Here is a 17,137-nt window from a genome sequence, read left to right as displayed (position 1 = left end):
GCCGACGAGGAGGGTCATATGGTCGCTGAAGATCTCGCGCAGCAGCCATTCGACTCTCCTCGATTTCCGCGAATGATCAACCAGGGAAGGTGATCTCGACGGCGACGGTGCCCTTCTTGCCGCGGCGCAGGTTGCTGCCGAAGATGGTGATCGGGCCCATCAGCCAGTACTTGCGCATGAGCAACTTGCGCACGCGATCGGTGCCGTCCTGGTCGAGGATGCGCCCGGTGCCGGTGACCACCTCGCCGTGCGGCTTGCCGCGCACGTTGCACGGCTGCACGGTGACGTCGGGGTTGCGGCGCAGGCGCTTCACCTTCCAGCTGTCGGTGACCGTCCAGACGTAGAGCTTGTCGCCGTCGGCGACCGCCCACACCGGCGTGCCGACCGGCGTGCCGTCCTTGCGGAACGTGGTCAGCAGAACGTAATCGGATGTGCCGACGGCTCCGAGCGTGTTGGTCATGCACGCAGCGTAGGCGTTCTATTCGGACATTCGGTATTCGCCTGCTTCGAGGCGGGCCACCATACCGTCGGTCCAGCCCGCGAGGTTGCCGAAGACGCTGCTCCACAGTTCGAGCAGGTCCGTCGCGTGCGGCGGCTCGCCGCGGCCTGGGAAGTCGGGGATCATCTCGAGCAGGTCGGCGCGGACCTCCTCGCTGCGGCGGCGCTGCTCGCGCAGCTTCTCGATGACGTGCGCGCGGGGCAGCGCGTCCATGAACGCGATGCCCGCGCCGAGTTCCTCCATGTCGATGCTCACCAACGCCTCGTCCATCAGCTTGCGGAACTCGGCTTCACCCTGGTCGGTCAGCCGGAACAGCGTGCGGCCCGGGCCTTGGCTGCTGCCCTCGGTGCCGTAGGCGCTCAGCTTGCCTTCCTGGGTCAGCTGTTTCAGCGCGTGATAGATCGAGCCCGGCTTCACGTTCGTCCACGTTTCCGCACGCCACGACAGCAATTCGCGCCGCACCGCGTAGCCGTAGGTGGGCTGACGCAGGCGCATCACCCCCAGCACCAACAGGCGCACAGCCGACATCGGCGACCTCCTTCAGATAGGAATTTTCTACAGTAGTCAAACTTGACTTCCGGTTCGCGACCGCCCTAACCTTTAGTAGTCAAAATTGATTACCGCAGGTAGTGGGAGGCTTTTCATGGGCGACACGGCAGTACCGGTGATGTGGGGCGGCAACTTGCCCGAGACGCTCGCGTTCTACCAGGCCCTGGGATACCAGGTGACCTACGAGCAGACCAAGCCCTACGCCTACGGCTCGGTAGAGCGCAACGGCTACGGGCTGGACTTCTACTGCGACGCGAGAGACACGCGGAGCGTGGCGGACATCGATGCGGGCTGCCTGGTCAGAGTCGACGAGGTAGCACCGCTGCACAAGCAGTTCAGCGCCGCGCTGCGTGCGCACCTCGGCCGCATCCCGGTCAACGGCGTGCCGCGCATCAGCCGGTTCCGCCACGGCCAGACGCGCTTCACCGTCACCGATCCGGGCGGCAACAGTGTCACCTATCTGCAACGCGACGAACCCGACTTCGAGTACGGCGGATCACGGGAACTACAAGGGCTGCAACGGGTTCTGGACAATGCACGGATCCTGCGATTCTCCAAGGAGGACGACGAGGCGGCCCGCAAGACCCTCGAATCCGGACTGCGCCGCTTCGCCGCTACTGCTTCGGTGCTCGACAAGGCGCACGCGTTGGCCGAGCTCACCGAACTCGCTGTGGCGATGGGTAATCCGGAGCGGGCGACCGAATTGCGTAGCGAGATAGCGGGACTCGAGTTGTCCGACGGGGAGCGTGCCGAGATCGCGGAGCATCTTCAGATCGCGAGCGACTTGGAGCAGTGGTTGGCTGACGCCGAGTAATCGGGGTCGGTGCCGGTGGTCGGCATGGCGTGCGCCGGCCACCGGGTGATGTCGAGCCACCGAGGCGTCACGGCACGGGGGGCGAGGTGCTGGGCCGCCAAAGTGTCGGGCCAGCGAACCGTGGGATTTGGATCACCGAGTCGTCGGGCTGGCGGGCCGGCGGGCCGCCGAGGGACCGCCGCGGCATCGGACCACTCAGTAGTCGCGCAGGCCATCGACGGTTGACAAGAGGTGCGACGCGGCCGTCGAGGGGTCGGGCGTCGAGCACCTCACCATCGGCCCGCCGGACCACCGATGGCTCACCCCCCGAACCATCGGATTGTCAGCCAACGAGCCGTCGGATTACCCATGTACTACAGCACCGTGGCTTGAACTCCCGGACAGTCGAGGCGAAAGTGTTGCGCAGCTTCATCTTTACTGCGCCAAGGTCAGCACCTTGGGCGCATCTTCGGTGATGGCGATGGTGTGTTCGGAGTGGGCGGTGCGGGAGCCGTCGGCGGAGCGCAGGGTCCAGCCGTCGGGGTCGGTGACGATGCGGTCGGTGGTGCGGGCGAACCAGGGTTCGATGGCGATGGTGAGGCCGGGGCGCAGGCGGTAGCCGCGGCCCGGCTTGCCGTGATTGGGGATGTGCGGGTCCTCGTGCATGGTGCGGCCCAGGCCGTGGCCGCCGAATTCGGTGTTCACCGGGTAGCCGTAGTCGCGGGCGACGGCGGAGATCGCGGCGGAGATGTCGCCGATGCGGTTGCCCGGCAGCGCGACGGCGATCGCGGCGGCGAGGGCCTCCTCCGTTGCGCGGATCAGGCGGAGGTCTTCCGGGGCGGCCGTGCCCACCACGATGGTGGTCGCCGAGTCGGCCACCCAGCCGTCGATGCCGACGGCGAGGTCCATGGTCAGCACATCGCCGTCGCGGAGCGCGTAATCGAACGGAAGTCCGTGCAGCACAGCATCGTTGACCGAGAGGCAGACGGTGTTGCGGAACGGGCCGCGGCCGAAGGACGGCGAGTAGTCCCAGTAGCAGGACTGCGCGCCGCGCAGCCAAATCTTCTCGCGCACATGAGCTTCCAGCTCCAGCAGGTTCACACCGACGCGGGCGCGCTCCCGCAACTCCCCCAGCACCTCGGCCACGAACTGGCCCGTCACCAGCATCCGTTCGATCTCACCCGGCGTCTTCAACTCCACCATCAACTAGCCCCAATCTCGGTATTTTAATACCACCCTAACGCATTCGGTATTTTAATACCAACCCTTCCGTCCTGGCCGTTCTTCCCACCCCGGGACTGGCCGCTCCCAAACTGGGTGAGAACATCGTTAGATGCGCATATCTACGTAGGAACATGCTTGTTTAAGTCTTGCGGTATTTAAATACCGTCTCTACCCTGTCCCCATGGTCCGTCTCCCGTTGACTCCGGCTCAAATCGACGCCGGCCGCCGCCTCGGCACCGCCCTGCGCGCTGCCCGCGCCGATCGCGACCTCACCGAAGTCGCCCGCACGGCAGGCATTTCCCCGGAAACCCTCCGCAAGATCGAGACCGGCCGCCTCCCCTCCCCCGCCTTCGGCACCGTCGTCGCCCTGAGCCTCGTCCTAGATCTTCCCCTCCAAGATCTGGCCGACACCTGGCGCGCCGCCGGACTAGCCGAATCCGCCTGACCCACGTCCCGTCCCCAGACGGGTTTCGTGATCAACGGGACACGGTGGCGACAAAGTGCGAGTGAACCCGCCCCCATGTCCCGTCGAGGCACGGTATCCAAGGGTTTACGGGACGTGGTGGCGGTAGATCCCCGCCGGGCCACGGGTCAAGCACTACTCGCCGGGTCGCGGGGTGATGGCGAGACCAATAGAGGCCTCGGCGCCGCGAAACAGCTTGTGCGCCTTGATGGCCAGCGTGCCGATGACGCCGTACTTGCGGGAGACCAGGTCACGTACGCGTTGAGTGCCCTCGGCGTCCAGAATCGTCGCGGTCCCACCGAGCACCTCGTCGCCTTTCGGACGACCACGACCGTCGGACTGCTGCAACGTCACGTCGGCATTGCGCCGGATGCGCTTGACCTTCCACGTCTTCGCGTTGGTCCATACGACGATCCGGTCACCATCCGGCGCCACCCACACCGGCGTCCCCACCGGCGTGCCGTCCTTCTTGAAGGTGGTCAGCAGCGCGAACCTGCTCGCCCCCAGCTCTTTCCATGTCATAGCGAAAACGGTAGGCCGCCGAGCCCGGCGCGACATCCGCCCACGGGCAGAATTCCGTCGTACGCGCGGCGACGTATAGCTGCGCCAGCAGCGCAACTACAACCACAGCCGGAGCGTCCGAGCCATCCCAACTCCTGGTGCCCGCCGACCGCCCGGATGGATGCCGCGGACCACCGCCGAACTCACCCGCGGCCATCTGCCACCACGCGCCCCATCGGCCGCCCCACTCGCCACCGCTGGCCCTGCTGGCCCCTACTGCCGCCGACCGTCCGGATGAATGCCGTGGACCACCGCCGAACTCGCCCGCCCGGCGGCGGGTCAGGTGCCGGTCGACTGGACCGGCCGTAGCGCCGCGGCCGACGCGCTCGCCGCCGCCACCCGCATGCGGCTCATTCGCCACCACGGGGCCCAACCGTCGCCCCACTCGCCCCCGCTCGCCCTGCAAGCCCCTACTGCCGCCGCCTCGCCGCCGCCGCCCGCCCGGATGGATGCCGCGGACCACCGCCGAACTCGCCCGCGGCCATCTGCCACCACGCGCCCCATCCGCCACCGCTGGTCCTGCAAGCCCCTACTGCCGCCGCCGCCTCGCTGCCGACCGCCCGGATGGATGCCGTGCACCGCCGCCGAACTCGCCAGAGCCATTTGCCGCACGCGCGCCTGCTCGCCATCCACCGCTCAGCCTCCGCAAACACCATCCGCTGCGCTCCCCCGAAGCTGACATCCGTTACCCCGGCTCGCCCGAAGCCATTTCCACACGCGCCCGCCCCATCATCCGCCGCCCAACTCGCGCTACCGCTATGACGGGCTGACGCATCTCGGCGCCGGGGCTTCTGGGCGCTTTACGCACCCGAGCCCACCGACACTGCACGCCAGCGGGGTGCACTGATCCGCGCACCCCACCCTGGCGACTCAGCTTCGATGCTTGCGGAAGAACGTCCGCACATCTTCGACGAACAGCTTCGGCTGTTCCAACGCCGCGAAATGTCCACCCTCCGCGTACTCGGTGAAGTGCTCGATGTTGCCCTCCGGGTTCATGACCCGGCGCATCAGCGGACTCGTGTTGAACACCGCCATACCCTGCGGAACGCCGGACGGCATCGCCCAGCCCGTCCCTGAATGTGCTGTCTCCCAGAGAAACTGGGCGGCCGAGGCACCGCTGCGGGTGAACCAGTAGATGCTGATGTTGGTCAGCAGGACATCGCGGTCGACCGCTTCGCCGGCCGGGCGCGCCGGATCAGTCCAGACCTGGAACTTCTCGGCGATCCACGCCAATTGCGCGATCGGCGAGTCGGTCAAAGCGGCGGCGATGGCGTTGGGCTGGGTCGATTGCAGCACCAGATAGCCCTTCTGCTCCGCCCATTGTGCCTGCGCGGCATGGATAGTCGACAGTTCCTCGTCGGTCAGGCCGTCCGGTATCGGCAGCTGCTCGCCGACCAACCCGAGCGAACCCTGGTCGCTGTTGACGTGCGTGGCGATCACCCGCTCCGGATAGAGAGCGGCCAGCCGCCCGGTCACCCCGGCACCCACATCCCCACCTTGCGCAACGAACTTTTCGTATCCGAGCCGAGTCATCAACTCCGCGAACGCCTCCGTGGTCCGCGCCAACTCCCACCCGGTCGCAGCCAGCGGCGTCGAAAACCCGAACCCGGGGAGCGACGGAATCACCACATGGAACGCGTCCGCCGAATCACCGCCGTGCGCAACAGGATCCGTCAACGGCCCGATCAGATCGAGGAACTCGACCACCGATCCCGGGTAACCATGCGTGATCAGCAGCGGCACCGCGCCCGCTTCCGCCGATCGCACATGAATGAAATGGATTGTCTGCCCTTCGATCTCGGTCGTGAACTGGTCGTGCGCGTTCAGCTTCGCCTCCTGCGCCCGCCAGTCGAAGTCATCGCGCCAATACTGCGCCAACTCCGCCAGGTAGGCGGGCGCGATGCCGCGGCGCCAATCGTTCTCGGTCCCCGGCACCGGATGCGGGATCCGTGCGTGTGCCAGCCGGTCACGCAGTTCATCGAGCTCAGCCTGCGGGATGTCGATACGGAAGGGGCGGATGTCTGTGTTCGTCATGAGAACCACTGTCGCGGGCATTGCGGAAGACTTACTTCCGCAATACAAAATTCGGTCAGATTTCGAGGTTCGGCCAAAGCGGAAACCTCACGAGCGACCGCCAACGGCTGCCCCCACAAATGGCGCTCCCAGGAGCACGGCCCCATCGATAGGCTCGGGCGACGGCCACAATTCGTTGCGCCTCGAAAGGACTCCGCATGCTCCGATCACATAGGTCCGCCGCGGTCGCGATATCGGCGATGGGCGCGATGGCGGCCGCGCTGGTGCTGACGAGTTCCGCCGCACCTGCCGCGACCACGGCTTTCACAGTGACGCCGGGGGATCCGCCGACCTTCGTCACGGACTGCGCTTACCCGGCGCGGGTGACGACCGAGCCCGGCGCCTACATCGTTTTCTTCGACAGCCAGAGCGGCCAGTTCGATCCACCCAACGCCATCAAAGCCGACGGCACCGGTGACGTCATCGCGAGGTGGACGCCGTACTACCCCGGTTTGCACATACTGCACGCCGTGGCGATCGGCGCCGACGCCGTGCCGATCGACGGCGGTGAGCGGACCATCGAGATCGAGGTCACCGACAGCGGGAGAGGGTGCGCCCAGACCTTTCCGATGATGTTGGATCACGAATAGTACTGGCCCCAACCGGCATTCCAGGGCCGCTGTCGGCGCGGGAGTCGCCTCAGCCCGACCTGCAGACCAGCATCTATTCGCCAATCATTAGCTGATCCCATCTCCCTGAGTCGGAAGAACCGCGCCCCTAGCCTGCCATCTGGGCAACCACCACAAATTTACCGGGCGGAACTCTAGGAATCTCACGCTAGCTACTATATGGTAATCCCTATTACCAAATAGCTGGAAGTTCTCCATAGGAGGAGACGCATGCATTTCGGTGGAATGACCCTGATGGTGAACGACGTGGACGCGACAGCGACCTTCTACGCGCAAGCTTTCGGTCTCGACAAGGTATTCGCCGACCCCGACGGCACCTTCATCGTGCTGGGCAAGGGTGTCTGGTCCCCGGGCCCGTCGACCGCGAGCCTCACCATCGAACACTGGAAGAAGATCGAGGACTTCGCGGAACCCGGCCCCGCCAACGCTTTTCGAGTATTTCTCGAGACCGCGGACGTGGACGACGCGTACCAGAACGCACTCGCCGCGGGCGGGCACAGCGCACTGGAGCCGACGACCCGCCCGTGGGGGCAGCGAGTCGCGGTGATCCGCGACCCCAACGGCGCGATCGTCGAGATCGGCGCGCCGGTCGAATACAGCTGAGCGCCGAGTACGGCTGTCAGCGAAAGGAAGTAAGCAGCTATGCGTCGACTGATGGTCCTCACCGCGGCGGTGGCCGCCGCCGTCCCCCTAGCCTTCGGCAACGCGTCCGCCGCCCCGCTGCCGGTGCCATATTCGTTGGCGGCCATGGTTACCGCGAGCCTGACCGCCGCGCCCCCGGGCGCACCACCCGGCGCGAACGACTGGGGCTGTGTCCCTTCGGCGGCGCACCCGACACCGGTCGTCCTGGTGCACGGCCTCAGCGGCAACGGCGAAAACAGTTGGCAGACTTTCGCTCCGCTGCTGGCGAACGAAGGGTACTGCGTCTACGCGCTGACCTACGGCGTCTATCCGCAGGATCGAGGCGTCGTGGCGGGCATCGGCGGTCGCGCGCCCATCGACGAATCCAGTTCCGAATTACAGCGATTCGTCGACCGGGTACGCACCGCGACGCGCACCGATCGCGTGGATCTGCTCAGCTGGTCCGAGGGCACGCTGGTCAGCGCGGGGTACCTGCAGTTCCTGGATGGTGCGGCGGCCGTCGACAAGGCGATCAATCTCGCGCCGATCTGGGCGGGCACCGCCATCACCGACCCCCTGGACTCACCGCTGACGTTGCTGGGCCTGCACGGCGATCTGTACCAGTCGCTGGATCCCACCTGCGCCGCCTGCGCGGAGCTGCGGACCGGATCCGATTTCATCAATCGGCTGCTAGCCAGTGGTGTCTACGCGCCGACAGTCCACTACACCAACATCGTGACTACCACCGATATCCAGGTGCAGCCGTACACCAGCGGCATACGCGTCGCACCGAACGCGACGAACATTGTGCTGCAAGACATCTGCCCGGTGAACTTGTCCGGTCATCTTTCCGTCTCGGTCGATCCCACGGTCACCGCATTGGCCCTACAAGCCCTCGACCCCAGCACCGCGCGTCAGATCCCTTGCGCGCCATCGCAGGCGCCACCCGGCGTCTAGCTCAGAAAGCACTGCGGGGGCCTCAGCACATCGCTGAGGCCCCTGCGGTCGTGCCGACCGGTGTCCGAGTGATTTCCTCTGGGCCCCGGCCTCGATACAGAAGGCTCTCATACTTGCGGGTATTCGGCGCACCGAGCGCGGGCGTGACCGGCGCAGATGCGTGCCCGTGCATCTGTACGAGCAATGCGGCGCCGAGCTTCCATACGAATCACCGCGCGAAAGCCGTTCGCAGGTAACGAAATAGCAACGACGCCCGGCAACCGTGCTCGAACTGTTCCGCTCGCCGTTACCCGCCGCCCCTCGAGAATTCGCCGGGGAGTCGCCCGGCGGCCATGGTCCGCCCGCCGGTGCCGAAAGGTCGCTCGGATAACCTGTCCCGATGTTCCTGGCCCAGATCGTCGCCGCTCGGGTACCGAGCCGGATGCTGTCCACGTTCGTCCGCAACGCCGAGTTGCTGAAGTTCCTGACCGTCGGCGCGATCGCCTTCGTGACCACCTCAGTGCTCTTCTTCGGCCTGAAATGGACTGTGCTGGAAGGCAAGCCGGTCACCGCGAACGTGGTCGCCGTGCTGATCGCGACCGTGGTCTCCTACGTGTTGAACAGCGAGTGGGCGTTCACCGCGCGCGGTGGACGTGCGCGCAGGCACGAAGCGGCCCTGTTCTTCCTGGTGGCCGGCGTCGGCATGGTGATCAACCAGCTGCCGCTGGCGGTATCGAGCTACCTCTTCCAGCTTCGCACGCCGCACGTCTCGATCCTGGTGGAGAACATCGCCGACTTCGTCAGCGCGTCCATCATCGGCACCCTGCTCGCCACGGTCTTCCGCTGGTGGGCCATGCGCAAATTCGTGTTCCTCGACCCGGTCCGACCCGAGCTGGAACTGGACGAGCCGGTCTCCGAGACACGAGCCTGACCGTGCTGGTTGCCATTCCGGCGGGCACGGCGACGCTGTCGGATCGGCGAACCCAGCGCAGCTGGCCGGTCGAGGTCGCGCCGTTCGAGCTGGCGGCGGTCCCGGTCACGCAGGCGGAGTACGAGCAGGTCACCGGGTTGCAACCGAGCGGTGAGCGCGGTGACCGACGGCCGGTCGACAGCGTCTCGTGGTGGGATGCGCTGCGGTACTGCAACGCGCGGTCGATCCGGGAAGAGCTGACACCCGCGTACCGGATCGATGACGAGAACGTCGACTGGAACACGGAAGCCGACGGCTACCGACTGCCGACCGAGGCCGAATGGGAGCACGCGTGCCGCGCGGGCAGCACCGGCCCGCGCTACGGCGAAATCGACGAAATCGCCTGGTACCGAGGCAATTCGGCCGAGCACATGCACGACGTCGGCGGCAAGTGCCCCAATGCGTGGGGCCTGTACGACATGCTCGGCAACACCTGGGACTGGTGCTGGGACATCTACGACGCCGAAATCTACGGCTCCTACCGGGTACTGCGCGGCGGTGGCTGGTTCGACGAACACTGGAGCTGCCGCGCCTCGGTGCGCCGCCGCAGTCACCCGTCCCTGCGGTTGGACGACGTCGGCTTCCGCGTCGCGCGCTCGCCGCGTTCCTGACCCACGGACTGCCGCGACCAGCGAAGCTGTTGTGGCCGTGGAGCATTCACCGACCCTGCCGCACCTCGGTCCGGTAACGTACCGAACAGGTCGGCGGCTTCGGTTGTCGAGTCGACCCACACTCGTGCGCCGGAACCGGATTCGAGGCCCCGAACCAGGCCGACCCCAGTGACGCTGTCGCGATTGAGGATTCACCCGTACTACAGAACGGTGGTGCGCGATGAGAAACACCGGCCCGATTGTCGTACTGACCGATCACAGCTCGACCGAGGGCAGTTCCGCTGTGCTCGCCCGCGCCGTCGAATTGGTCACCGACGCTGCACCACTGGTGCTGGACGCGAGACATTTCTACGACGGCGGCGAGGGAGTACTGCGGGTCGACGGACCACCGACGCTGACGGTGCCGTCCGAGCACATCGAGGTCCAGCCGAGCGCGCTCGTCGTCTATGAGATACCGCCGATCGATCGGCATCGATTCACCCGGTTCCAAGCGGCCGTCGCCGACAGCGGTATCCCCTGCCTCGGTGCCGACGCCCAGGCTTGGCGAAACGCGACCGACAAACGTCGCACGGTCGAACGATTCCGGGCCGGAGGTATCCCTCAGGAGGAGTCGCTGGTCCTGGACGATCCCACTCCGAGCGCCGCCGCGGCAGCCTTCGAACGGCTCGGGCGCGACGTCTGGACCCGGCCGGTCATCGGCTTCGGTGGACGCGATGTATTCCACGCGACCACCGAGGCGCAACTCCACGCCGCGCGCGAGCTCTACCGAAAGACCGGCACGAGTTGGCTGCTCACCCGCGACGCACAGAACTTCGACGAGCGCGGCCGACGCCACCAATACCGCGTGGTCGTGCTCGGCCGGCGGGTGCTGCGGGTCTGTGAGCACGTGCAGGCCGACCCGGACGCCCCGTGCAACGAGGCGCAGGGCGCGGTCTCGACCGTGCTCCCCCTCAACGCCCTGCCCCGGCGCCTGCACGAGCTCGCGATCCGGGCGACAGCATCGGTCGGGCTACCGTTCGGCGGTGTCGATCTGGTGCCCGAGAGCGGCGGCGTGGTCTTCGAGGTGAATGTGCATCCGGTGCTGGATGTTCCGCAAGGTTTCGAAACGGTGGCGGTTCCCTTCCTGCTCGCGCACCTTTCTGAGGCCGACGCGCCGTATTTGCGCCGATCCACAGCGGTGCACCCGCAGCACTGATCGGATATTTCGGACAGGTTTTTTCGTACGCTCCACGAAATCGTCAGCGCCGCACATACTGTCCGGTACAAGCATGGCTATCATCCAGACAACGCGCCCGTGGCGCCTACGGTAGGTGCCACGCCGACCCCGAAGCGAGCGTATCCATGGTCATCATCGCTGTGCACGACGCCCTCCTCGCGCAGATCGGCAATCCGACCCCGGAACCGCCGCCGGTCTCGGACAAGATTTTGCAGATGGTCCGCTACCTCACCTGGCTGGTGCTGCTGTCCGGGGTCTGCGGGATCACCTTCGCAGGTGGACGATTCGCCTGGGAGAAGTGGCAGGGCGGTCCGCTCGACTCGCCGAAGATGATCGCAGGCGGCATGATCGGCGGCGTTGTCGCCACCAGCGCGGGCACGATCATGAATGCGGTGGTCGGCTGAGCGGTAGCCGCTGGTCGACTTGATCGCGGAAGATAACCTTCCGCGATTCCTGCGATGATCGACCCATGTTGGAGACCTCCGCGCGGCTACTCCGCCTGCTGTCGCTGCTACAGCTGCACCGGGATTGGACCGGGCCGGTGCTCGCCGAGCGGCTCGGGGTGTCCACGCGCACGGTGCGCACCGACATCGAGCGGCTGCGGTCCCTGGGCTATCCCGTGCACGCCACGCCGGGTGTCGCGGGCGGCTACAGATTGGGCGCGGGTTCCGCACTGCCGCCGCTGCTACTCGATGACGAGGAGGCGGTGGCGGTCGCGGTCGGTTTGGCCACTGCGGCCAACGGGGCAGTCACCGGCATCGAGGAGACCTCGGTGCGGGCGCTGGCGAAGCTGCAGCAGGTGTTGCCCGCACGGCTGCGCGCCCGAGTGGCGGCACTGACCTCGGCCACCGTGCACGCACCGGATATCGGCCGGAGCACCGTCGACGCCGAGGTGCTCACCGCGGTGGCCGGCGCGATCCGGGCGAGCGAGCGGTTGCGCTTCGACTACGCAGCACATTCGGGTGCACCGTCGCGCCGCGATGTCGAGCCGCACCGACTGGTGCACTGGCGCGGGCGCTGGTATCTGGTCGCCTGGGATCCCGGCCGCGACGACTGGCGCACCTTCCGGGTCGACCGCATTGTGCCCAAGACTCCGAACGGCCCGCGGTTCACTCCGCGCGAGGTGTCCGAGGACGACATCGCCGAGCGCGTCCGTCGCGGGGTCGGCTCGGCGACCTGGCAGTATCGCGCGACGGTTCGCATGGCCGCGCCCGCCGAGCGCATGCGGGCTCAGCTGCCGCCCGCCGTGTCCGTCGAGCCGGACGGCCCGGATCACTGTGTGGTGCGGGCGGGTTCGGATTCACCGCGGATGCTCGCGTTCTATCTCGGTTCCGTCGACGTGGATTTCGAGATACTCGAGGGTGCCGAGCTCGCGGAGCAACTGCTGGCGACCGCCGAGCGATTCCGCAGGGCGGCCGGTCACCGATAAACGATTACGTACCGGAATTATGCGATAAACGGGTGAGCCCAGCCTGGTCGGCATAAAAGCACCGAACAGGCTGGGCTGTCACTGTTCTCGATTCCCGTCAGGGCTGGTTGGCACCCGCGATGCCACCGATGATTCCACCGATGATGCAGCCGGGGATGGCGCCGATAATGGCGAAGATCAAGCCGATCAAGAAGCCGATGGCGCACCCGATCAACACACCGGCGACGGTGGTGCCCGCATCACCGATGAACTGCGGCGCACCCGCCTCCGGGACCGCAGCCCCGACCGGCGTCAACGTCAAAGTGGTTGCGCCGGCGTCGACTTGCGGCGCGACCCGCACCTGCTGACCCGCCACCGACTGGAGGGTCGTCGGCACGTTGGCGACCACCGATCCGTCCGGCGCCAGCACAGAGATGCCCTGATCGGGCGTCAGTACGAACTTGCCGGAGGCGAGCGTGACCGTCGCGTTCGAGCGGTCCGGCGCGACGGCGGCCGTGTAGGCGACACCCTGATCGACCCCGCTGATCGCGTCGGCCACCTGCACTTCACCGTGTGCGGTTGCCGCGGCGACACCGGTCGCGGCCACGGTGAGCGCTGCGGTAGCGAGCATTTTCCTGATATTCATAAGGCTTTCCAATCATCTAGCCGATTCGATTGGCGTTTCCCGGAAACGGCCGTGGAACACCATCGATCATGCTCTCTCGACAACAGGATTGTCGAGAGAAACGGGCAGATTGAATTACCTTGCAAGATCACACATTTCGCGGTTCCCCATGAAATTGGGGGGTTGATTTTCGCGCTATTCCAATTCCCCTTCGGTCTCCAAGTAGACCTGGCGCAGTCGATCAAGTGTCGCCTGCTCCGGGTGCTCCCACAAGTCCCGTTCGGCGGCTTCCAGCAGCCGCTCGGCAATACCGTGCAGCGCCCACGGGTTGGACTGCTCCATGAACTTGCGGTTCACGTCATCGAAAACGTAGCTCTCCGCGAGCTTCTCGTACATCCAGTCGGCGACGACGTTGGTGGTGGCGTCGTAGCCGAACAGGTAGTCGACGGTCGCCGCCATCTCGAACGCGCCTTTGTACCCGTGCCTGCGCATCGCCTCGAGCCAGCGCGGGTTCACCACGCGAGCCCGGAACACCCGCGAGGTCTCCTCGGAGAGCGTGCGGGTGCGCACCGCGTCGGGCCGGGTGCTGTCGCCGATGTAGGCCTCCGGGTTCTTGCCCGTGAGCGCGCGCACGGTGGCGACCATGCCGCCGTGGAACTGGAAGTAGTCGTCGGAGTCGGCGATGTCGTGCTCGCGGGTGTCGGTGTTCTTGGCCGCCACCGCGATTCGGCGGTACGCGGTGCGCATGTCGTCGGCGGCCGGTGCGCCGTCGAGATCGCGCCCGTAGGCGTAGCCACCCCAGGTGGTGTACACCTGCGCCAGGTCGTCGTCGGTGCGCCAGCTCTTCGAATCGATCAGTTGCAGCAGGCCCGCGCCGTAGGTGCCCGGCTTGGAACCGAAGATGCGGGTGGTGGCGCGGCGGGCATCGCCGTGCTCGGCCAGGTCGGCTTCGGCATGCGCGCGAACGTAATTCGACTCCGCCGGCTCGTCGAGCTCGGCGACCATCCGCACCGCGTCGTCCAGCAGCGCGAGTACGTGCGGGAAGGCGTCACGGAAGAAGCCGCTGATGCGCACCGTCACATCGACACGGGGACGGGACAATTCGTCGAGCGAGATCACCTCGAGGGTGGTGACGCGGCGGCTCGCCTCGTCCCACACCGGCCGGACACCCAGCAGGGCAAGGACTTCGGCGATGTCGTCGCCGGAGGTGCGCATAGCCGAGGTACCCCACACCGAGAGGCCCACCGAGCGCGGGTACTCGCCGTGATCGGCCAGGTACCGCGCCAGCAGCGAATCCGCCATGGCCTGACCGGTTTCCCAGGCCAGCCGGGACGGGACGGCCTTCGGGTCGACGGAGTAGAAGTTGCGGCCGGTCGGCAAGACATTGATCAGGCCGCGCAGAGGTGAACCGCTGGGGCCCGCCGGGATGAAGCCGCCGTTGAGGGCGTGCAGGACGCGATCGATCTCGATGCCGGTTTGGCGCAGGCGCGGAACTACTTCGGTCGCGGCGAAGCGGAGCACGGAACGCACCGCGGTGAGCCGGGGGTCGGTGGTCAGGACTGCGGCCGCCTCGGCGAGGTCGGCGTGCGCGGCCGAACTGTCAGCAGCCAGTTGAGGACTGGATGCGGATGCCTCGGTGGGGCTGTCGGACTCCGTTGTCGCACCGGACCGCGAGCCATCCGCTGTCGCGAGCAGCGAAGCCGCGAACTCGTCGACGAGCCTGTCGACCGCGTCGGCCGACCAGTCGGCGCCCTGCAACGCTGCCACCAGCCCGCGAGCTTGGTTCTCCACCACGTCCACTCGACCGCGCACCTCGGTACCGGATTCGTCCAGCCCCAAGGCTTCCCGCAGCCCGGGCACATTGCGCTCGCCGCCCCAGAGCTGACGGGCGCGCAGCATGGCCAGCACCAGGTCGACCTCGCTCTCCCCCGCGGGCGCCTGACCGAGGATGTGCAGGCCGTCGCGGATCTGCACATCCTTGATCTCGCACAGCCAGCCGTCGACGTGCAGCAGCATGTCGTCGAAGACGTCCTCGTCGGGGCGTTCGGCGAGGCCGAGGTCGTGGTCCATCTTGGCCGCGCGCATCAACGTCCAGATCTGCTGGCGGATGGCGGGCAGTTTGGCCGGGTCGAGGGTGGAGATATTGGCGTGCTCGTCGAGCAGCTGCTCCAAACGTGAGATGTCGCCGTAACTTTCGGCGCGGGCCATCGGCGGGATCAGGTGATCGACCAGGGTCGCGTGCGCGCGCCGCTTGGCCTGGGTGCCTTCGCCCGGATCGTTGACGAGGAACGGGTAGATCAGCGGCAGGTCGCCGAGGGCGGCGTCGGTGCCGCAGGAGGCGGACATGCCGAGGGTCTTGCCGGGCAGCCACTCCAGGTTGCCGTGCTTGCCGAGGTGCACCATCGCATCGGCGCCGAAACCCTCGGTGGAGCTGAGCCATCGGTACGCGGCGAGGTAGTGGTGGCTGGGCGGCAGGTCGGGGTCGTGGTAGATGGCGACCGGGTTCTCACCGAAACCACGGGGCGGCTGCACCATCAGCACCACATTGCCGAAACGCAAGGCCGCGATGACGATCTCACCGTTCGGGTCGGCGGAGCGGTCGACGTAGAGCTCGCCGGGCGGCGGGCCCCACGCCTCGATGATGGCTTCGCGCAGGTCTGACGGAAGCGTGTCGAACCACGCGGTGTACGCCGCCGCGGTGATCCGAATCGGGTTGCCCTCCAGCTGTTCCGCGGTGAGCCAGTCCGGATCCTGGCCGCCCGCCGCGATCAGGGCGTGGATGAGGGTGTCGCCGTCTTGTTCTTCGAGCCCGGGGACCGCACCCGGCTCGCCGAGATCGTATCCGGCGCTGCGCATCTCGGTGAGCAGGCGAATCGCGCTCGCGGGCGTGTCCAGGCCGACCGCGTTGCCGATACGGGCGTGCTTGGTCGGGTAGGCGGACAGCATCAGCGCGACGCGCTTGCGCTCGGCCGGGATGTGCCGCAGCCGCGCGTAGCGCACCGCGATACCCGCGACCCTGGCCGCGCGTTCGGCGTCCGGGACGTAGGTGGACAGGCCGTCGGCGTCGAATTCCTTGAAGGAGAACGGAACCGTGATGATCCGGCCGTCGAACTCGGGGACGGCGACCTGGGTGGCGACATCCAGCGGGGAGAGCCCGTCGTCGTTGGCCGCCCACTGGGCCCGGCCGCTGGTCAGGCACAAGCCTTGCAGGATGGGCACATCCAGGTCGGCGAGCGCGCCGACGTCCCAGGACTCGTCCTCGCCGCCCGCCGAGGCGGTGGCCGGCTTCGTGCCACCGGCGGCCAGCACGGTGACGACCAGGGTGTCGGCCTGGCGCAGTGTCGCAAGTAGTTCGGGCTCCGCGGTGCGCAGCGAGGCACAGTACAGCGGCAGCGCGTGGGCGCCCGCGTCTTCGATCGCCCGGCAGAGTGCGTCGATGTAACCGGTGTTTCCGGCGAGATGCTGTGCGCGGTAATAGATCACCGCTACCGTCGGCCGTTCGTCACCGGCGTCGGCGGTCGAATCCCGTTCCAGCACACCCCAGCTCGGCAGCTGTACCGGCGGCTCGAAGCCGTGGCCGGTGAGCAGCACCGTGTCGGACAGGAAGTTGTGCAGCTGCCGCAGGTTTTCCGACCCGCCAGCGGCCAGGTAGTTGTGCGCGTCGGCGGCGACACCGCCGGGCACGGTCGAGCACTCCATCAGTTCCGCGTCCGGCGCGATCTCGCCGCCGAGCGCCACCATCGGGACGCCGCTGGCCCGGATCGCGTCGAGGCCGTCCTCCCAGGCGCGCTTGCCGCCGAGGATGCGCACGATCACCAGGTCGGCGCCGTCGAGCAGCGCGGGCAGGTCGTCCACCAGCAGCCGGGCGGGGTTGCCCCACCGGTACTCGGCGCCGCTCGCGCGGGCGCTCAGCAGATCGGTGTCGGACGTGGACAGCAGCAGAATCACAGGTGACGGCC

17 protein-coding genes are annotated in these 17,137 nt (G+C 67.2%); 10 read left to right on the top strand and 7 right to left on the bottom strand.

Annotation, left to right across the window (positions count from 1 at the left end; genetic code table 11):
* Positions 1 to 76 precede the first annotated feature (76 nt).
* Entirely contained in the window at positions 77 to 460 is a 384-nt protein-coding gene (locus tag IBX18_RS37445) for a PPOX class F420-dependent oxidoreductase (protein WP_194838151.1), read from the bottom strand.
* Between the two features lie 18 nt (positions 461 to 478).
* On the bottom strand, positions 479 to 1,027 hold the full coding sequence (locus tag IBX18_RS37440) for a PadR family transcriptional regulator (RefSeq protein ID WP_194838150.1): 549 nt from the start codon (positions 1,025 to 1,027) through the stop codon (positions 479 to 481).
* A 115-nt stretch (positions 1,028 to 1,142) separates the two neighbouring features.
* Between IBX18_RS37440 and IBX18_RS37435 the strand changes: the two genes are divergently transcribed.
* Positions 1,143 to 1,862, top strand: a complete 720-nt coding sequence (locus tag IBX18_RS37435; RefSeq protein ID WP_194838149.1) for a glyoxalase — start codon at positions 1,143 to 1,145, stop codon at positions 1,860 to 1,862.
* Between the two features lie 414 nt (positions 1,863 to 2,276).
* Here the strand turns inward: IBX18_RS37435 and map are convergent, their stop codons facing one another.
* Entirely contained in the window at positions 2,277 to 3,044 is a 768-nt protein-coding gene (gene map / locus IBX18_RS37430) for a type I methionyl aminopeptidase (protein ID WP_194838148.1), read from the bottom strand.
* A gap of 202 nt (positions 3,045 to 3,246) precedes the next feature.
* Here map and IBX18_RS37425 point away from each other — a divergent pair, with 202 nt between their 5' ends.
* The gene (locus IBX18_RS37425) at positions 3,247 to 3,510 is read left to right on the top strand and encodes a helix-turn-helix transcriptional regulator (RefSeq protein WP_194838147.1); all 264 of its coding nucleotides are present in this window, start codon (positions 3,247 to 3,249) and stop codon (positions 3,508 to 3,510) included.
* A 153-nt stretch (positions 3,511 to 3,663) separates the two neighbouring features.
* Here the strand turns inward: IBX18_RS37425 and IBX18_RS37420 are convergent, their stop codons facing one another.
* Together IBX18_RS37420 and IBX18_RS37415 are read right to left on the bottom strand one after the other, a co-directional pair.
* On the bottom strand, positions 3,664 to 4,050 hold the full coding sequence (locus IBX18_RS37420) for a PPOX class F420-dependent oxidoreductase (protein ID WP_194838146.1): 387 nt from the start codon (positions 4,048 to 4,050) through the stop codon (positions 3,664 to 3,666).
* A gap of 909 nt (positions 4,051 to 4,959) precedes the next feature.
* Positions 4,960 to 6,123, bottom strand: coding sequence for an epoxide hydrolase family protein (locus IBX18_RS37415; RefSeq protein ID WP_194838145.1), 1,164 nt, complete (start codon positions 6,121 to 6,123; stop codon positions 4,960 to 4,962).
* A gap of 197 nt (positions 6,124 to 6,320) precedes the next feature.
* On the opposite strand from IBX18_RS37415, the gene IBX18_RS37410 reads away from it, so the two are divergent.
* The 8 genes from IBX18_RS37410 (at position 6,321) to IBX18_RS37380 (ending at position 12,574) form a co-directional block, all read left to right on the top strand.
* Positions 6,321 to 6,752, top strand: a complete 432-nt coding sequence (locus tag IBX18_RS37410) for a hypothetical protein (RefSeq protein WP_194838144.1) — start codon at positions 6,321 to 6,323, stop codon at positions 6,750 to 6,752.
* A gap of 249 nt (positions 6,753 to 7,001) precedes the next feature.
* The gene (locus IBX18_RS37405; RefSeq protein ID WP_194838143.1) at positions 7,002 to 7,394 is read left to right on the top strand and encodes a VOC family protein; all 393 of its coding nucleotides are present in this window, start codon (positions 7,002 to 7,004) and stop codon (positions 7,392 to 7,394) included.
* Between the two features lie 39 nt (positions 7,395 to 7,433).
* Positions 7,434 to 8,369 carry a triacylglycerol lipase gene (locus IBX18_RS37400; protein ID WP_194838142.1) on the top strand — a complete coding sequence of 312 codons (936 nt, stop codon included), beginning with the start codon at positions 7,434 to 7,436 and terminating at the stop codon, positions 8,367 to 8,369.
* 379 nt (positions 8,370 to 8,748) lie between these two features.
* Positions 8,749 to 9,279 (top strand): GtrA family protein, encoded by a 531-nt coding sequence (locus IBX18_RS42555; protein ID WP_228542361.1) that lies wholly within the window; start codon positions 8,749 to 8,751, stop codon positions 9,277 to 9,279.
* 5 nt (positions 9,280 to 9,284) lie between these two features.
* A complete protein-coding gene (locus IBX18_RS42550; RefSeq protein ID WP_228542415.1) occupies positions 9,285 to 9,929 on the top strand; it encodes a formylglycine-generating enzyme family protein in 645 nt (214 codons plus the stop codon).
* A 220-nt stretch (positions 9,930 to 10,149) separates the two neighbouring features.
* Complete coding sequence (locus tag IBX18_RS37390; protein WP_194838140.1) at positions 10,150 to 11,124, top strand: RimK family alpha-L-glutamate ligase; 975 nt, start codon at positions 10,150 to 10,152, stop codon at positions 11,122 to 11,124.
* Between the two features lie 146 nt (positions 11,125 to 11,270).
* Positions 11,271 to 11,549, top strand: a complete 279-nt coding sequence (locus tag IBX18_RS37385) for a hypothetical protein (RefSeq protein WP_135231768.1) — start codon at positions 11,271 to 11,273, stop codon at positions 11,547 to 11,549.
* A 65-nt stretch (positions 11,550 to 11,614) separates the two neighbouring features.
* Complete coding sequence (locus IBX18_RS37380) at positions 11,615 to 12,574, top strand: YafY family protein (protein WP_194838139.1); 960 nt, start codon at positions 11,615 to 11,617, stop codon at positions 12,572 to 12,574.
* A gap of 97 nt (positions 12,575 to 12,671) precedes the next feature.
* Here the strand turns inward: IBX18_RS37380 and IBX18_RS37375 are convergent, their stop codons facing one another.
* A complete protein-coding gene (locus IBX18_RS37375) occupies positions 12,672 to 13,199 on the bottom strand; it encodes a hypothetical protein (RefSeq protein WP_194838138.1) in 528 nt (175 codons plus the stop codon).
* Between the two features lie 174 nt (positions 13,200 to 13,373).
* Positions 13,374 to 17,126 (bottom strand): cobaltochelatase subunit CobN, encoded by a 3,753-nt coding sequence (gene cobN, locus IBX18_RS37370; RefSeq protein ID WP_194838137.1) that lies wholly within the window; start codon positions 17,124 to 17,126, stop codon positions 13,374 to 13,376.
* Between the last annotated feature and the right edge of the window lie 11 nt (positions 17,127 to 17,137).

It is taken from the genome of Nocardia sp. XZ_19_369, assembly GCF_015355715.1.
Classification (GTDB): Bacteria; Actinomycetota; Actinomycetes; order Mycobacteriales; family Mycobacteriaceae; genus Nocardia.
Note: the sequence above shows the minus strand (reverse complement) of the source record. Positions and strands in the feature narration are given on the sequence as shown.